The organism is uncultured Lacinutrix sp. (genome assembly GCF_947500605.1).
Lineage (GTDB): Bacteria > Bacteroidota > Bacteroidia > Flavobacteriales > Flavobacteriaceae > Lacinutrix.
Genome location: NZ_CANMSJ010000007.1, coordinates 132,712 through 149,226, shown reverse-complemented (window position 1 = coordinate 149,226; position 16,515 = coordinate 132,712). Strand labels below are relative to the sequence as shown.

Genomic DNA, 16,515 nt, shown 5'->3' with positions numbered 1-16,515 from the left:
TTATATTTTACTAATTATTAAATAATTTTGTTCTCTGTTTCTTGTATAATACTCTTGTAGTTCACAATAAAAACAAGTAATTAAAGTGTTGTTATCTATTTTAATGAATAGCTCTTTGTTTACTTTAATATTTACCTTTTTTAATACTTTTCTACTCACTATAAGAAGTGTATTAGTTTTATTTGTGTCTACATTTTTTAAGATAGATCTCAATAGACTATCATTAACTGTTCTATCCCATTGACGATAAGTAAAATGTTCTGTTTTACAAAAACCTGCTATATAATTACTCATGATTTTAAGTCCTCCTTTCTTACATTTTGATTGCTATTACTCCACTCATAAATACCATCTCTTTCTAAAAACTTACCCAAATCATAATCCATTGTTTTAATAGCTTCTTCTACACCTACTTCTAAAATGGGTTTACTGTAATTATGTATGCCTTGTGCATTATCAAAAAAACGTCCTGCTGGATCTACCATTACATAACTTCCTTTAATTTCATCATTAGACTCTGGTACTATTGTTTTTACATCACTATGTGTAGTTAAAAAATAATTATACTCTGCTGCTGTTATTTTAAACTCGTCAATTTTAGCATCATTTTGCCCAACGATTGGCAATACTTGTAACACTTTCCAACGTTGTGGTTTAGCGTATTCAATAAACGCTGTTAAGTTGTCTATATAGTTTACTTTATTAACTACAGTATTAATCTTTAAGCCATAGCCATACTTTTTAATGTTATCCACTAAACCATAATAAAATGCTTTACTTAATGGTGTTTTTCCTGTAATTGCTCTTCCTATTTTAACATTGTTTTCGTCCTCTAAACTATCTACACTTACTGCAATCCAATCTAAGTAGGCGGTGTTCTCTTTTAAAAAAGCGTCTGTTAATTTACTCCCATTGGTTACAATCATAGTAGTCATACCTAATTGCTTTGCCTTTTTAATTAAACTTGGTAACCACTTACATAATAAAGGCTCTCCTCCTGCAAACGTTATTTTTTTAAAACCTGCTGCTGCAATATTTCCTACTACTTGTAAAGCCTCCGCTTCGGGCAAATGTCCTTTAGGTAAAATAGTCTGTTTAACATCTTGAAAAGTTGCAAAGCAAAACTTACAACGCATATTACACGGTTCCCATAAGTGAAAATTGATACTTGGTATTGCAATTACAGCACCGCGCTCTTGGTAATGTTTAATTATTTGTTGCGATACTTCTTTTGGTGTTAAATCATCAGTATTAATAACTAAATCATAATTAGTCTCGTTTGTAAAATCAACATTGTAGCGCTCTATAAAACGTGTTCTCATGGTTTCATTTCTCAACTTTATTCCTTCTGGACTCGTTACCTCATCTACTCTACTTCCTAAACTTATTCTTTTCGATGCCTTTTTATCAGATGTTTTTAATAACACATTAAAAGCGTTGTCTATAAAATGAAACCCAAGTCTATAATCAATAACTATATTGTCTTTACTATTGCATTCTGTTTTAAATTTATCGTCAATTAAATGGTCTAATTCTGGATGACTATTACAATGTTTTTGAAATTGATTAATAGTCATTCCATACGTTTCCATTGCAAATGTTCTAGTATAATTTCCAACAGATATAAATTCAAATTTTAATTGTCTTTCTATAAGTTTTCCTACTGTAGATTTTCCTGTTCCTGCAAATCCGCTTAATGTAATTTTGGTTTTCATTGGTTTAAGTTTAATGGTTAGTTAATCCTCGCCTTTCTAAAAAAGACGAGGTATTATTAATATTTACTTTTTAGAATTCTGGTTTGGATTTAATTGCTTACCTCTGTTACCATGCGCTTTACTATTTGCAGCATTAGTTCCAGATGTTCCTTTGTTTGAATTTGCTTGATTTGATTTGTGATTGTTTTGTTTTAAATTGCTCATAATATTATATCTTTAATTAGATTTTTAAGAGTTTAGCACTCTACTAAACTTCTTGTTATTACTGTAAAGATGCAGATGATTGGAATTAAATTTTCTAGTTTGTGACAGACCGACTATATTTGGGATATAGACCTCTTTTTTGGGGATATAAAAAAAATGAGCTTTAAAAAATTACGCTTTTAATCAACCAACCAACAAATACCTACACTAGTTCTATGGATTCATTTTCAGACTATCTCCAACAACTGGAACCCATCGAAATACTCCTTTTTATATTAATTCTAATAATTATTAGAAACTGGTATAACCTTTACAGAAAGCGTTCTTTTAGAAAAAAGAACCGACTATTAAAAGAACAATTAAAAGCCAGCCAATTAGCTGTTTCTAATTTTAATGAACAACTTAGAAAAACAGAATCTTTAGAAAGAAAACTAATTAAAAAGAATAATGAAACCTTTCATCTAGAACAGCAAATAGAAGATTATAAACAAAAATTCTTTTCTACTTTAAGCGAAAAAGAAAGGGAGATAGCACTACATAAAGAAGAAATTAATCATCAACAAAAAGCTTACGAACGTTATGTAAACTTTAAAAATGTTGAAGCAAACAATACCAGACTTGGTGCTCATTTTATTAAAAATGTAATCAGCCAAATTTATGACGACATGGAGCAAACCGATAATAGCTACAAGTCTTTTTTAGGGATTAATTATAAAATGGGACATAACAAAAGTAAAGTCCCACCAATAAAAGCCTTAAAAAACATCTTTAAATTACTAGACTATAACGTATCTGCTTTAAATAAAGAAAATACCTCTTTAGAAGAAGAGTTAGAACATATTACTATGTTTTTAGACCTTATAAAATATCTTAAACCAAATACCAACATACAGTTTGATAATAGTTTAAAACAAGAACAAAAAGAAAACATAAAAATTAAACCTACTTTGTTTTTCCCATTTGTTGAAAATGCTTTAAAACACGGTAGTTTAAATAGTACAGACTCGTTTATAAGTATTGTTTTAAAAGAAAACAAAAACAAGCAGCTAAGCTACTGTTTAGTTAATAGTGCAGAACAACGATTAGATTACGAAACCAAAGTTGTTGAATCCTCTAATTTTGGATTAAACGCTTTACAACAATTACTAACTGCATACTACCCAAACAGCAAATTAGAACACAAAACATTGCCCAATAATCAATATTTGTCTGAACTAACCTTAAGCTTAAATTAAATGATACGTTATATACTTGTGGATGACGATCCTAATACTTTGAGAAGTGTTAAAAACCAAATTGATAAACTCCCAAAAGAATACGAATTACAACATAAAAAGAGTTTTGATAGCTCTAAAAAAGCATATCAAGAAATAAACGAAGAAGATTTTGATTTGCTTATTGTGGATTTTGAAATGCCTGTTTACAATGGCATTGAGTTAGCACAAAAAGTTGCAACGAATAAAAAAATTATTTTTTTAACCTCAACTACCAATAATGAAAAAAAAGTAATCAATAGTCTGGATATCTCAGGTTATTTAAGCAAGCCTTTTGACATTGAAGAGTTTGAAGCTATTTTAAAAAATAAGGTAATTGGAAAAATAAATAATAAAAAAACGTATCAAAAAGGAGATTTGGTTATACTACCTATTTCTAAAAACAAAAATATGGGTATCTATCCAGAAGACATCTATTTTATTAGCTCTGCTTTAGTAAGTACTGGACATAAACTATTAAATGGAAAACAAGTAAAAATGGAAAAACCTGAAGGTAACCTTGTTCATTTTTATGGAAAAAATAGTGAAGCTATATTTGAGGATATAAGAATAACTATTAGTGATTTAGAATCTAAACTGAGTTATTTAGGGTTTAGAAAAATAAATCAAAGCTATTTAATCAATACCAATTATATTAGAGATATAGATAATCGTAATTTAAAATTATATCATTGTAAAGAACCTTTTGAAATTAGCGCAAAAGAAAAAACATCGTTTTTAAATAATCTTAATGATGCTTAGTTAACTTGTATTAAAATCAATTCCTTTTTAACTCATCTAAAGTTTTACCATCTTTATCTTTCCAAGATGTCCATCCATTTGACGACCTTCCTTTAATAGAAGCTGCAGCTGCACTTGGCGAATTAAAAATATAATCTTCTTGTAAAACAAGCATGCCATTTATTTCCTTTAAGACCGATTGATTTTTTAGATTATTTCTAAGTTGCATAATCCAAGGAGTAACCGATTTAGTTTCATTTAATACAAACTGACCACCTTTAAATACTAAAAAACCATCATCTACTAATTGGCCTTCAGCAATTGAGATTTTCCCTTTACATATAAATATATCTTTATTAACCTCCTTCTTTCTCTTTTCTTCAAATATTGGATAACCCAAAGTTGCTAATAATATTTTTGCTGTATCAAAATTGTCTAACAAATCATACTCTCTACTTTCGCTTATAGATGGCTTTTTAGAACCTGTATCGTTATCTGTAGCATATCTACCAATTTCTTTGGCTTTAGCCAAACAGTAATGCTCTAAATACTTCCCATCTGTTTTGGTGTACTCGTCTGTTTTGGTGGTGATGATTACACAATGTGTCCAAAAGTCTTTTTTACGGTTATGCGATTGTATACGTGTAAAACAATCTTCACCTTCTCCAATATAAACTATTGGTTTTGCACCATCTTCTGTACTACCAAATAAAAAGTAAACTCCTGTAAAATGTACCATGTCGCGTTTTGCCACTTCTTGTATTTTATTTCTAGGAAACAAAATCGCTTTTACCAATCTATTGGTAAGCTCTGCTTCACGAATACTAGTTGGTGAACCGTCTGGTAAAAATATTTGTATGGTTTGTGGTTTGGACATATTTTATCTTAATTATTATGGTTTAAAACCACCTTCTTGATACCAATTAGAATTATATAATGCTTCATAAGTAGCAGTTTGCCATGAATTTAAATTAGCATTGCTCATACTCAACCAACCATCTTTAAGAAAATTTCTAACAGATAATGCTCCACCAGACTCAAACATATTATTTATTCTAAAGTAATTCATAGCCAATTCCTCACCACTATGCGATGCATACAACTTTTCTAACTCAAACAATCTAAAATGATTTTGAATCCTTGCATACTTGATGTCGTCCCAATGATCTGGTTTAATAGTATAAAACCTTAAGGAAGCAGGTTTTAATTCAATAACTTCTGCTTTTAACCATAATTCATCTTCCACATCATCAAAATAGGGATGAATATGATCTGTTTCTGGAGTATCAGATACTGCATCTAATTTAATTTTATTACAAGAACTACAGGCAGGAAATATGTTAATTGGAACAACAGAGTAAATTGGGTAATGACCTTTTGGTAAATGGTGGTCTAAAGTGTCTGTTGTTCTTTGAGCACATAAAGGACAAATATTATTAGGAGCAGAAGCTCTCCATTTGTCATAAATATAACGACCAGGAGATTTAGCTCCTACCATTCTATCTGAATAGACTTTTTTCATTTCTTCTTTAGTAACATTCCCATTAATTGAATCGTGAGTTGCAATGGTGTGAAGCTCAATTCTTGGCGCTTTAGTTGTATAATCAGCTGCAGCAGTCACGATTGATGGCTTACAATTTTCTAGCCTCTCTTTTAAATCAGCATTTTGCACCTTACTTATACATAAATCAAATACATCTATCGCGTCCTCAATTGGCATATTAAGTTTTCTCATAGATTAATAAATTCTTGTATTTAATAAAGCACGAATAATGGATTGCGCTTCTAATCCTAACTCTCCATTAAATTTTTCGTACACTTCGTTATAACTATAACTATCATTTACAATATCAGATACTAACTTATGAAAACCTGAATCAGTTACTTCAAATCCAAAAACCTCTCTTGTTAACGTCCCTAAATTTTCTCCATAAGATTCAATGGATAATCTTTCTGCTTTAGAGTAGCTTCCTACTCGACTAAATTTCCAAACACAACTTTTAGGCACTTCTTGTAAAACTACTGGAGAATGCGTAGCTATTATAGCTACAGCATTTCTTTGCCTAAGTAAATTTGAAAGTGCTTTCATAAAAGCAGATAATAAAGGTGGATGTAAATGTGTTTCTGGTTCATCTAATAATACTAAACTTCTCTCTTCTACGGTATCAATAAGCCTAACCATTGTCAATAGTACTATTTTATGTCCAGAACTTAAAGTTCTAAATAAATCTCCTATTTCTTTGTTTATATTAACTTCAATTTTGGAGAAATTATAATTTTCTATTACTTCAATAAAATTAAATTGGCTAAAAACTGGATCTGATGATAAGATTAAAAGTGCCGATTTTAATCGTCTCCATTTTGCGCTTTTTAAGATAGACTCTAAACTCTTAATAAATTCATTTTTTAAGATTGTTGTGCTTTTAGGCGCTGAATTTTTATCAGAATTTACTCGTTTCAATCCTATATATGAATAATTAATACTTTTTGATTTATCTTTTCTTTCTTCAGGTGGATCTCTGTCATCAAAAGCACTAAAAGAAACAGAAACTAAATTAGCAAATATTTCATCCGACTCTGTTTCAGAAGTAAAATATCCATATTTAGAATTAGATTTAGAATTATTAAGTAAAGCATCTATCATATTATTTAAATGATAGGTTTTACCTACGCCATTACTTCCTATTAAAACATGTATGTTAGTTATCGGTAAATTATGAGGTACAACATTAAAAGTAATAGGAGGTCTTGGAGCAATACTCGATTTAGTATTTGGGAAATTATATTTAAACTTATATTCAGAAAGAATAGCATCTCCATTTGCTAAGTCTCTAAAATCACTAATAACATCTTCTACAGAAATACCTCTTAAAAGAGAAGTTGTTGTTACATTCCAATCAATAACTTCATCAAAAAGCTCTTCATTTAAAGCAATATCATTTAAAGCTGTTAGTAGAAAGTTTCTAGCTGTTTCGTTTAAATTACTTAAATTTTCATAATAAACCTTATCAACTCCTAGTGAGAAAAAATCTTCATTTAACTGCTCGAAACTATCAGGAACAATAGTTGAACCTCTAGATAATTTTTTATTAGCAATTTTAACTGAACCAATATTTTCAAACTCATTATTTTCATTATAATAATGTAAATCAAATAATGTTTTGTAATTCCAATCATCCCAACCATCCTTATCTAAGTAAAATTCATTAACATTATAAGAATCTTGCCCTTTATATAAATTGACTTTCATTAAATCTAAAAGTTTAAAAAATAATATTTAACTAACTTCTTTATCTCCTGTAAAAACCTCCCGCAAACAACTCTGCACTAACTGCTCGCTTTGCTCTTGGCTTTGTTGTACTTTTTGCTCTGAACCATCTTCTATTCATTAGAAATCATCTCCAAAATTCGTTCTACTTGGGATACAATTTCATCTACAATCTTCCCTTTATCAACACGTGAGAAATCTTTTTCATGTTCAAGATTTAGTAAATTGATTTTTTCATCAAATGCAGCATCTACTCCTTCTTCACAATAATTAAAAGGATGCAGGTTTATACCATCTTGAACAAGTTGTACAAATACTTTATTTCTTCCAATTACAATTGCATATTTACTGACGCGCTTTCGCTCATGATCAAAAGGTAACATAAACCTTAAAGCAACATTTTCAGGTGTGTTGAATTCTAGTTTATTCAATATTTCCGAGCACTGTTCGTGCTTATGAGATACATCTTGGAAAATACTTTCATAGGCAGATACCAAAGAAACTACTTCTGGTTTATTTTGGTAAATTAAATCTTTTAGTTCGCTTTTCATAGCGTTTGATTTTGTTCCTAAAAAACTATTTTTAAAATGCATTTTTAATTCATTAATAAAAAAAACAACTCTTGGTGCTTCGCATTCGATAGCCCAAGCATCTAATATTGGAATGATGTTTTTAGTATAACTAAGTATTTTTAATCGTTTTTCTTTTTTTAATTTATCAGTATGTGCTGTTTGCATACTTCCAATGGATGGACTATTCCCATATGGATTTAAATAAATTAAATGATAAGCACCTGGAAAATTAGTGTTTAAATAATGATTATAGTCCCGAAGCTGATTATATTGATCTGCAGCCCAAACTTTATTCTCTATGGCCAATGCATAATTTTTAAAGCGAATATAAATATCAAGGCGACGATTGTTTTCAATTGTTTTCTCACAACAGATTTCCAACACATCGGTTTCTGGATAATCAATTTTTAATCTCGCAAAAAAACTTCTAAGAAATAAATCTCCTTGTCCGTGGGATTCTTTTGGATTCAATAAAAAAGCTAATAATTGTGATATCTTATTTTCTCCTATTCTGAAAAAATCGAAAAGGTTGAAATCAAATGCTTCTACTTTATTTTGCTCTATATAAAGACTGCGATATGCCTCTTTTTTCGCTTTCACTTCAGCTAAAATGCTGGAAAAGTTTTCAATATTCATTTTTTTTCCTTTTTTATATTAACAGTGTCCTCCGCAGCCATCAAACACTCACTATCCTCGATTTTATAAACTTTACTCTCTTTGCTCGCAAAAACCTCCAGCAAACAACTCTTCATTAACATCTCACTATGTTCTTGACTTTGTTGTACTTCTTGCTCTAAGTTATCACACAAACCCATTAAAGCATTTACTTTCTTTACAATGGCTTTTTTTTCTGATTTATTTATACCAATCTCAATTTTCATTATGCTTAAATATTCCCCATAACTTTATTAGCTATAAAGGAAACTACTCCTGCAATCACACCAATTACTATTGGAATCCACCATCTGCTGTCTTGTTTTAGCTGTAATGCTCTTGAATGTAAACTAATAGCTGATTCTATAAGCATCGATATATCATTATTACTTAATGGGCTTCTTGAAATACGAGTTTTTTTTTCATCCGAAAGTGCCAGAAAATCTGCTTTAGTAATTTCATTTCTAGTATCAACATTGTAATTTTTTGGATGATTACGCCTCCACACTAAAGATGCTTTCTTTTTAGTTTGATCTATTCTAAAAAATTCTGGATGCTCAATAAATACTTTTCCCCATTTGTCTGCCTCATTCAAATCTCCACTTATTCTGTCTGCCCAATCAGAAAAATTAAGTTTGTAAAACTTATAACTTCCCATTACTTGAATGGCAGCAATTACGTCTGCCAAACGATTTTGATTACTTAGATATGGTGATGTTTTCATTTGACTATATTTAATTAACCTCAGTAGTTTTACTTTCTCCTCAAAACACGCTGCATCATCATTTCGTTTTGTTCTTGATTTTGTTATATTTTTTACAAGTTTCATAAAAGCCATTAATCTCATCTTTATATTTATAACCTTCTAATTCTTTAATTATATCCTCATAAAAAAGCGTCTCTATTACTATTTTTTTATGAACGGATTTAAATTTTGTTTCCAGCCATTCTTTTCTTTTTTCATAATCAGCTTCATTTTGATATTGACCAACTCTTTTTTCAACAGTATCCAAAACGTGTTCCTTTTCCAAAAAATTTGCAAAAGTCTTCTTCCTTTTATATTGATTTTTTGGAACCACTAAATAAAAACCTACAGATAAATCATTTAAAACTTCTAGTTTATTAGCTTTATCAATGGTTTCTGCTATACAGGCAACATACCTCGCTGCTTGGTTATAAAATGATGCATTCGTAACTTTTTTAGAAAATTCAGAATTAATTTTTGCCTCAAAAACATTTAATTTATCACCAACTAAATGTAGAGAACCTTTACTGTTGTCGCTTCCAACTTCAAAATTTCCAATTACACCATCAGCGTGGGTATGAGTTTCAGCAAGTGAATCTCCTTTAAATCTTTGTAAAAATGGAGAATACAGTAAGCCCTCACTAAAAAACTTCTCTTTTTCATTTACATATAGCGGATTTTCTTTTAAACCAAAATCTGTAATTGCATACACTAACACTTTTAACAACCATCCTTCATTATAAAATTCTGTTGGGTGTGTGTATGCGTTCCAATATTCAAAAAAATCAAATAATTTATTTAAGTCGTAACTTTTATCATCCATCGGTTTTAATTTTTACTCAATTAGGCTTTTTTATTCCAAATAGGAAGCTGTTTATTATCGTCATAATAAGCTTGTAGTAACTTTGCTTCTATGTATGCAGGTAAGTGTTTGATATTTTCATTAAATGTAACATACCATTCAACTTTTATTGCATCTATATTATCTTGTTTGATTTTCATTTCAAAAAAAACCTGTCTTCTGACACCTTCTTGTTTATTTTGTAATCGCTTTTTTAGTAATTGATCTTTAAAAATTCCATTTTGTTGCATTGTACCTGAAGAACCTATATAAACTAATTCTTCTATTTGGTTTTTAATTGTGTAGAACAAATAAACACCAGGTTCATTCTTTACACCCTTTGTAGCAACAGACAATTTATCACCTAACTCAAAAGTATAAGTCCCATTAATAACATATTCTTTTAATATATTTTTCATACCTCAACAGTTTTACGTTCTCCCTCAAAAACCTCACGCAAACAACTCTGCATTAGCTGCTCACTATATTGTTGGCTTTGTTGTACTTCTTGTTCTAAAGCATCACATAAACCCATTAAAGCATTTACTTTTTGCACAATAGTTTTTTGTTCATTAATTGATGGTAAAGGGACAAGAAATGACCTCATTGTTCTTAGGGATACATTTTTAATAGTCATTTGTGTAGCAGAAGAAAATGCATAGTCAAGAAAATATTTTGACTTAATTAATTGTCGTATATATTCCTTATCAATTTCAGATAGTAAATTGAAGTAACAAGCACTTTTACCTAACATTACTTTTTCATTATTATAAAATGCTGTATTACCAATAGTACCATTAATTGATACTAAAACTGTTCTATCATTTAAAATTCTTTTATGTTTTAAAAATTCTTCTTTTGAAACTGCTTTAGTGTTGGGTTTTATTTCGATAATACCATCGGATAAATTATTTCCATTTATAAAATGATATTCTCCATTTATCGTATATTCTGGTGTTCCGTGAATACCATCTCCCAATAAATATTCTAAATCTTGTAACCTACACCAACTCCAACCTTCAGGTAACTCATAAGGAATCTCCTCTTTAGTAATTTTTGGCAACGCTTTTTCCTTTTTTATCTTTTTATCTTTTATAAGTTGTGCTTTCTCTTCTTGAATACGTCTTAGTAAAACAGAAGCATCTTCTGTATCTGGATTATTAACTCTCCAATCTGCTGTTAACTTTCCTTGTACAGCTAATTGTAAAACTGTTTCTCTTAACTTTTTAATGTTGGTGGTTTCATTAAAGAAGCTTTTAAAATGGGCTTGTAAAAAAGTCCATTCTTGGTTAGCATTATTTGTGGTGAGTTGGTTTAATGCAGAAGCTACAAAATCTTCTTTTAAACTAATTCGTTCAACGGTTAATTGCTCTAATTGCTCTACTTCTTTAAAAAGGGTTTCTACTACTTTTACGATTACTTTTTGTTCTTCTAGTGGTGGGACAGAAAACAATAAAGGAGCAATATCTTTATTGTTTATCTGAGGAACGCTAGTTCCATTATTTAAAGACCATAAATCAATTGAATCAAACCAATATTTTAAATACATAAAACTAAATGTTTCTGGGCTGATAATAGCCATAGTATTTAAGTCAACAAGAATAGGCTCTTTTACAATTCTTTTCTTATTTGTAGCAATTGCTCCACCTCTTTTGGGAAATATTATACTCCGTATTGGTATTAACGATTTATCTATTTTATCATTAGAGTTAACAAATAGGTTAGAAGTTGTAATAATATTTTCATTCCCAGGTAAATTCATTGCTCCAACTTTAACATACATATAATCTCCAGAAGTTTCTTCCAAGGATTTATTAAAAGTTGTACCACTTTTTAATGTTACTATTTCGCCTAAACGTTTCCAAACCCAACTTTCAGGCAACAGACAAGGAATATCATCTTTAGTGATTGGCGATAATGGTTTTTCTTTTTTTATTTTTCTCTCCTTAATTAATTGAATTCTTTCCTTTTTTATTTTCTTTAATAATTCTGAAGCAGGTTCAATATCTAAATTTTCTGTTCTCCAAGTAGCAGTTAATTTTCCTTGTATTGCCAATTGTAGAATCAAGCCTTTTAATTCTTTGGCATTTTTAGGGCTAACCGTAAGTTCTTTAAAATGTTGTAGTAGTTTCATATATAATTATGAGATTGCTTCTATTGATGAGATTGCTTCGGTCATGCTTCCCTCGCAATGACGGATTCGAGGCAATGACAGTCTATTTTAAAGCTTCAGTTAATACATTTATAATTTCGTCTTGTATACTAGAAATTTTAGCTTCGGTAGTTCTAAACTTCTTTAATAAAATTTCTGGACTTGCTAATGTATCTACTTCTTGGTGTGGGTTTTTAATATCTAAATTGTAACCTCGCTTTTTTATTTCGTCAATAGAAACTTTCCAAGCTTGCGTGTTTTCCTCTCTGTTACTCCACCATGTTTTTTCTGTATCAAACTCTTTAATGTTGATAGGCTTGGTTTTGTTATAACTTTTTACACCCTCTGGATATGGATGTTCGTAATACCAAATCTCTTTAGTAGGCGTTCCTTTTTCAAAAAACAACAGGTTGGTTTTAATACTTGTATATGGATTAAAAACACCATTTGGTAAACGGACTATGGTATGTAGGTTACATCTCTCTAACAACTCTTCTTTTAGGCGTGTTTTCATACCTTCCCCAAACAAAGTTCCATCTGGTAATACAATAGCACAACGTCCTTTATCTTTTAATAGTTTAATGATTAAGGCTAGGAATAAATCGGCTGTTTCTTTGGTTCTAAACTTTTTAGGGAAGTTGGTTTCTGTACCATCTTCTTCTACACCTCCAAAAGGTGGATTAGAGAGTATAATATCTAACTTGTCCTTTGCTCCCCAATCTGCATAAGGTTTGCTTAGTAAATTGTCTCTGCGTACTGCTGGCAAATCGAAACCATGTAACATTAAATTGGTGGTACAAAGTAAATGTGGCAATGGTTTTTTCTCAATACCACGTATCGATTTTTGTAATACTTTACGCTCTTTATAATCTTTTACTTGATTTCTTACATGGTCTATTGTACAGGTTAAAAAACCTCCTGTACCACAAGCAGGATCTAAAACACTTTCTCCTAATTGTGGATTAATCATATCTACCATAAACTGCGTTACGGCTCTTGGTGTGTAATACTCACCGGAAGAACCTGCAGATTGTAGGTCTTTTAAAATAGTTTCGTAAATATCGTTAAACACATGACTGTCTTCCGAGCTATTAAAATTGATATCGTTAATCACATTTATGACTTGACGGAAGAGTGTTCCGTTTTTCATAAAGTTATACGTATCATCAAATACAGAACGGATAATTTTTGCTTGTGGACTTATCGTAATATCCAACTCTTTTAAAGCAGGAAACAACTCGTTTTCTATAAACTCCATTAAGGCATCACCTGTTAAGCCTTCATCGTCTGCTGCCCAGTTTTGCCATTTTAAGTTTTCAGGAATTGGGCTTTCGTAATTGTCTATCGTAATTTCCCATTCTTCTTCTTTATCGGCAAATATTTTCATAAAAAGCATCCAGACCATTTGCGAGATACGCTGTGCGTCTCCATCTACTCCTGTGTCTTTACGCATGATATCGCGTATACTTTTTATATTTCCTGTTATGTTACTCATTAGGCTATATTATATATTTCGTTTTCTAATTCTTTAATGGCTTGTTCAAAGTCTTTTTTCTTACCAAAAGCTCTCACTAATTCAACAGGAGAACCCATTTGGCTTAAAGGCTGTACTTTTAATACAGAACCTTGCTCTATGGACACAATGCCTTCTTTTTCGTATTTATCTAATAGACTATTTAAAACCTTTTGTGCGGTTTCGCTATACTTAGTAAAGTAATTACGCTTGCGTACATTGTTTGCACGATCTTTTCTTGTTAATGCAGGTTGGTCAAACGCAATATGACAAATTAAATCGAAAGCGTCTAAATCTTGACCGACATCTTCACGTAATGCTTCTAATAATACACCATGTTCTGCCAATTCTTTAATTAGTTCTTCTTTCTTTTCAGATGCATTCCATTTTTGAATAAAATCGTCTAATGATGCAAATTCTTTTTCTATATTTTTCTTAGAATAATCTTTTAAAGATTCTGTAATAAGCTTTCCATCTTTTCCATAATACTGCACACGTTCATGCACAATAGACACAGGTATTTGATTTACGTAATATTTTTTCACCTCTTCCTCTCCTCCATCAATAGAAATATCGGGATTGGTTGGTTTAAATATTTCTGGAGTGTTTGGATCTCCTGCTTCTGGTTCTGTAGGCTCTATAACATCTGGCGGCACAACAGGTTCTCCAGGTTCAGGTTCGTAAATTTGTACTGGATCTCCATCAAAATCTGGTCTCGCAAATATATTAGTAGCTTTTCTAAAATCCATAATCGTGAAATAGACTTTACCTTCTGCTTCACGTATTCGTGTTCCTCGACCAATAATTTGTTTAAACTCTGTAACCGATTGTATATTGGATTCTAAAACAATAAACTTTACCATTTTAGTATCTATTCCAGTTGTCAACATTTTTGAGGTTGTTGCTATTACAGGAAAACGCTCTTCGACGTCTGTAAAATTGTCTAACTCTTGCTTACCAACTTCGTCATCTCCTGTTATTTTTACACAATAGTTCCAATGTTTGGCTACTAAGTCTGCATTTTCATTTATTAATGCTTGACGCATTCTGTTAGCATGGTCAATGTCAGTACAAAACACGATTGTTTTAGCGTAACGGTCTGTGGCTTTTAAATATTCTGTGATTTTTTTTGCTACAATTTCTGTACGTTCATCAATTGCTAATGTTCTGTCATAATCTTTTAAATTATAGATACGGTCTTTTACTTCATTGCCATATTTATCTATTAAACCTGCGGTTGGTCTCCAACCTTCATCTACACTAGTTGTAATTCTAACAACTTTATAAGGTGCTAAAAAACCATCATCAATACCTTGTTTTAAAGAATACGTATAAACAGGTTCTCCAAAATATTCCATATTAGAAACATCTTTAGTTTCTTTTGGTGTTGCTGTTAACCCTATTTGTGTTGCTGAATTAAAATACGTTAAAACATCACGCCATGCAGAAGCTTCAGAAGCACTTCCTCGATGACACTCGTCAATAACTATTAAGTCGAAAAAATCTGGACTAAACTCTTTGTAAGCATTTTTATATTCGTCATTACTAGTTAATCCTTGGTATAATGCAAAATAAATTTGATAAGATTTATCAATTTTTCTGTTTTTAATAATGTGCATGATATCATTACCGAAAGGCGAAAAATCACCATTTTTGGTTTGCGTTAATAATGCGTTTCTATCTGCAAGAAATAAAATACGTTTCTTAACACCTGTTTTCCATAAACGCCAAATAATATTAAAAGCTGTATACGTTTTACCTGTTCCTGTTGCCATAACAAGGATAATTTTATCTTGTCCTTTAGCAACAGCTTCCAATGTTCTGTTAACCGCATTTTGTTGGTAATATCTTGGCGTCATTCCACTATCATCTGCATAATAATCTTTCTCGACTATTTCTTGAGCTTGTGGCGTTTCAATATTATTGTGCTTTAAATACTTTTTCCATAATGTTTCTGGTGATGGAAAATTATCTAAAGTAAGTTCTTGTTCTAAATTTCCAGACGTATTTGTTTTATCATGAAACACAAAAGAATCTCCATTAGAAGTAAATACAAAAGGTATTTGCAAAATTTCAGAATACTCTAATGCTTGTTGCATGCCATATCCTACTGCTTTTTTATTGTCTTTAGCTTCAATAATCGCAATTGGAATATTAGATTTATAATATAGTATATAATCGGCACGCTTATTTTTTCCTCGAGTATATAGATTTCCTTGAACAATGATTCTACCATCTGTAAAAGATACTTCTTCTCTTACTTGGGTTCTCAAGTTCCATCCTGCTTTTTGTATGGCTGGATTTATAAACTTGGAACAAATATCTCTTTCTGATAGGTCTTTTTTATTCATATAATAATACAATAGATGGTTCTAATTAAATAAATCTATTATTTCAATCAGCGTTTTAAAGGGAGACTTTAAATATAGAACCTTTTTAAAAATTGACCTTACGGGAATCCTCAAAAGGTGATTATTTTTTTAAACAACATTGCTTTTTTTATTTCACAATAGAAACAAACAAATGATTTACAATTATTTAACTACAAAAAACTAAGTGTAAAATAAATAACAAAAACTAAAACAAAAGATTAAAACAGAACACGCTTAGTATAAAAAGTGTATTTTTGTATTGTACAATCATGTACGCGAGTGGGTAAGAAACACTCAAGACCTTATTACAATTGCCTAAACACTGAGATTCTAGCTGGTATTTAGGCTTTTTTTTGCTCTAAACTGAAGGTTTTTACCTCGATTATTGCTTTAGTGCATTAGGTCGGCAGCTTTAATTGGGTTGTTAAGCAACTTTGTAATGGACGTTGAGCAACTTTAAAGTGTTTGTTGCGCAACTTATAAGC

16 protein-coding genes are annotated in these 16,515 nt (G+C 30.5%); 2 read left to right on the top strand and 14 right to left on the bottom strand.

The features are described from left to right. The 3 genes from Q0935_RS11445 to Q0935_RS11435 all read right to left on the bottom strand — a co-directional run bounded on the left by Q0935_RS11445 (position 1) and on the right by Q0935_RS11435 (position 1,919). The gene (locus tag Q0935_RS11445) at positions 1-294 is read right to left on the bottom strand and encodes a hypothetical protein (RefSeq protein ID WP_299386017.1); all 294 of its coding nucleotides are present in this window, start codon (positions 292-294) and stop codon (positions 1-3) included. Next, positions 291-1,715 (bottom strand): viperin family antiviral radical SAM protein, encoded by a 1,425-nt coding sequence (locus tag Q0935_RS11440; protein WP_299386014.1) that lies wholly within the window; start codon positions 1,713-1,715, stop codon positions 291-293. Before Q0935_RS11440 ends, Q0935_RS11445 begins: the two co-directional genes overlap by 4 nt. A gap of 63 nt (positions 1,716-1,778) precedes the next feature. Continuing rightward, complete coding sequence (locus Q0935_RS11435) at positions 1,779-1,919, bottom strand: hypothetical protein (RefSeq protein WP_299386012.1); 141 nt, start codon at positions 1,917-1,919, stop codon at positions 1,779-1,781. 215 nt (positions 1,920-2,134) lie between these two features. Between Q0935_RS11435 and Q0935_RS11430 the strand changes: the two genes are divergently transcribed. Further along, on the top strand, positions 2,135-3,154 hold the full coding sequence (locus Q0935_RS11430; protein ID WP_299386009.1) for a hypothetical protein: 1,020 nt from the start codon (positions 2,135-2,137) through the stop codon (positions 3,152-3,154). Then, positions 3,155-3,934 (top strand): LytTR family DNA-binding domain-containing protein, encoded by a 780-nt coding sequence (locus Q0935_RS11425; protein ID WP_299386006.1) that lies wholly within the window; start codon positions 3,155-3,157, stop codon positions 3,932-3,934. 16 nt (positions 3,935-3,950) lie between these two features. Here Q0935_RS11425 and Q0935_RS11420 read toward each other — a convergent pair whose 3' ends face one another. The 11 genes from Q0935_RS11420 to hsdR form a co-directional block, all read right to left on the bottom strand. Beyond that, positions 3,951-4,790: a GIY-YIG nuclease family protein gene (locus tag Q0935_RS11420; RefSeq protein WP_299386003.1), complete on the bottom strand. Its 840-nt coding sequence runs from the start codon at positions 4,788-4,790 to the stop codon at positions 3,951-3,953. Between the two features lie 15 nt (positions 4,791-4,805). Continuing rightward, positions 4,806-5,648, bottom strand: a complete 843-nt coding sequence (locus tag Q0935_RS11415; protein WP_299386001.1) for a hypothetical protein — start codon at positions 5,646-5,648, stop codon at positions 4,806-4,808. A 3-nt stretch (positions 5,649-5,651) separates the two neighbouring features. After that, positions 5,652-7,163 (bottom strand): AAA family ATPase, encoded by a 1,512-nt coding sequence (locus Q0935_RS11410; protein ID WP_299385998.1) that lies wholly within the window; start codon positions 7,161-7,163, stop codon positions 5,652-5,654. Between the two features lie 131 nt (positions 7,164-7,294). Further along, positions 7,295-8,389, bottom strand: a complete 1,095-nt coding sequence (locus tag Q0935_RS11405; RefSeq protein WP_299385996.1) for a PD-(D/E)XK nuclease family protein — start codon at positions 8,387-8,389, stop codon at positions 7,295-7,297. Continuing rightward, on the bottom strand, positions 8,386-8,634 hold the full coding sequence (locus Q0935_RS11400) for a hypothetical protein (RefSeq protein ID WP_299385994.1): 249 nt from the start codon (positions 8,632-8,634) through the stop codon (positions 8,386-8,388). The genes Q0935_RS11405 and Q0935_RS11400 overlap by 4 nt, the downstream gene beginning before the upstream one ends. Positions 8,635-8,639: 5 nt before the next feature. After that, complete coding sequence (locus tag Q0935_RS11395) at positions 8,640-9,131, bottom strand: N-carbamoyl-L-amino acid amidohydrolase (RefSeq protein WP_299385991.1); 492 nt, start codon at positions 9,129-9,131, stop codon at positions 8,640-8,642. A gap of 58 nt (positions 9,132-9,189) precedes the next feature. Then, the gene (locus tag Q0935_RS11390) at positions 9,190-9,975 is read right to left on the bottom strand and encodes a hypothetical protein (protein WP_299385988.1); all 786 of its coding nucleotides are present in this window, start codon (positions 9,973-9,975) and stop codon (positions 9,190-9,192) included. A 20-nt stretch (positions 9,976-9,995) separates the two neighbouring features. Then, positions 9,996-10,412, bottom strand: coding sequence for a hypothetical protein (locus tag Q0935_RS11385; RefSeq protein ID WP_299385986.1), 417 nt, complete (start codon positions 10,410-10,412; stop codon positions 9,996-9,998). After that, positions 10,409-12,127, bottom strand: a complete 1,719-nt coding sequence (locus Q0935_RS11380; protein WP_299385983.1) for a restriction endonuclease subunit S — start codon at positions 12,125-12,127, stop codon at positions 10,409-10,411. The genes Q0935_RS11385 and Q0935_RS11380 overlap by 4 nt, the downstream gene beginning before the upstream one ends. 82 nt (positions 12,128-12,209) lie before the next feature. Continuing rightward, positions 12,210-13,640, bottom strand: a complete 1,431-nt coding sequence (locus tag Q0935_RS11375) for a class I SAM-dependent DNA methyltransferase (RefSeq protein WP_299385980.1) — start codon at positions 13,638-13,640, stop codon at positions 12,210-12,212. Next, positions 13,640-16,009: an EcoAI/FtnUII family type I restriction enzme subunit R gene (gene hsdR / locus Q0935_RS11370; RefSeq protein ID WP_299385977.1), complete on the bottom strand. Its 2,370-nt coding sequence runs from the start codon at positions 16,007-16,009 to the stop codon at positions 13,640-13,642. The genes Q0935_RS11375 and hsdR overlap by 1 nt, the downstream gene beginning before the upstream one ends. Positions 16,010-16,515 lie beyond the last annotated feature (506 nt).

Bases quoted from the DNA above. Each gene is read 5' to 3' on its own strand.
- Q0935_RS11445 (WP_299386017.1), bottom strand. From the start codon at position 294: ATGAGTAATTATATAGCAGGTTTTTGTAAAACAGAACATTTTACTTAT.
- Q0935_RS11440 (WP_299386014.1), bottom strand. From the start codon at position 1,715: ATGAAAACCAAAATTACATTAAGCGGATTTGCAGGAACAGGAAAATCT.
- Q0935_RS11435 (WP_299386012.1), bottom strand. From the start codon at position 1,919: ATGAGCAATTTAAAACAAAACAATCACAAATCAAATCAAGCAAATTCA.
- Q0935_RS11430 (WP_299386009.1), top strand. From the start codon at position 2,135: ATGGATTCATTTTCAGACTATCTCCAACAACTGGAACCCATCGAAATA.
- Q0935_RS11425 (WP_299386006.1), top strand. From the start codon at position 3,155: ATGATACGTTATATACTTGTGGATGACGATCCTAATACTTTGAGAAGT.
- Q0935_RS11420 (WP_299386003.1), bottom strand. From the start codon at position 4,790: ATGTCCAAACCACAAACCATACAAATATTTTTACCAGACGGTTCACCA.
- Q0935_RS11415 (WP_299386001.1), bottom strand. From the start codon at position 5,648: ATGAGAAAACTTAATATGCCAATTGAGGACGCGATAGATGTATTTGAT.
- Q0935_RS11410 (WP_299385998.1), bottom strand. From the start codon at position 7,163: ATGAAAGTCAATTTATATAAAGGGCAAGATTCTTATAATGTTAATGAA.
- Q0935_RS11405 (WP_299385996.1), bottom strand. From the start codon at position 8,389: ATGAATATTGAAAACTTTTCCAGCATTTTAGCTGAAGTGAAAGCGAAA.
- Q0935_RS11400 (WP_299385994.1), bottom strand. From the start codon at position 8,634: ATGAAAATTGAGATTGGTATAAATAAATCAGAAAAAAAAGCCATTGTA.
- Q0935_RS11395 (WP_299385991.1), bottom strand. From the start codon at position 9,131: ATGAAAACATCACCATATCTAAGTAATCAAAATCGTTTGGCAGACGTA.
- Q0935_RS11390 (WP_299385988.1), bottom strand. From the start codon at position 9,975: ATGGATGATAAAAGTTACGACTTAAATAAATTATTTGATTTTTTTGAA.
- Q0935_RS11385 (WP_299385986.1), bottom strand. From the start codon at position 10,412: ATGAAAAATATATTAAAAGAATATGTTATTAATGGGACTTATACTTTT.
- Q0935_RS11380 (WP_299385983.1), bottom strand. From the start codon at position 12,127: ATGAAACTACTACAACATTTTAAAGAACTTACGGTTAGCCCTAAAAAT.
- Q0935_RS11375 (WP_299385980.1), bottom strand. From the start codon at position 13,640: ATGAGTAACATAACAGGAAATATAAAAAGTATACGCGATATCATGCGT.
- hsdR (WP_299385977.1), bottom strand. From the start codon at position 16,009: ATGAATAAAAAAGACCTATCAGAAAGAGATATTTGTTCCAAGTTTATA.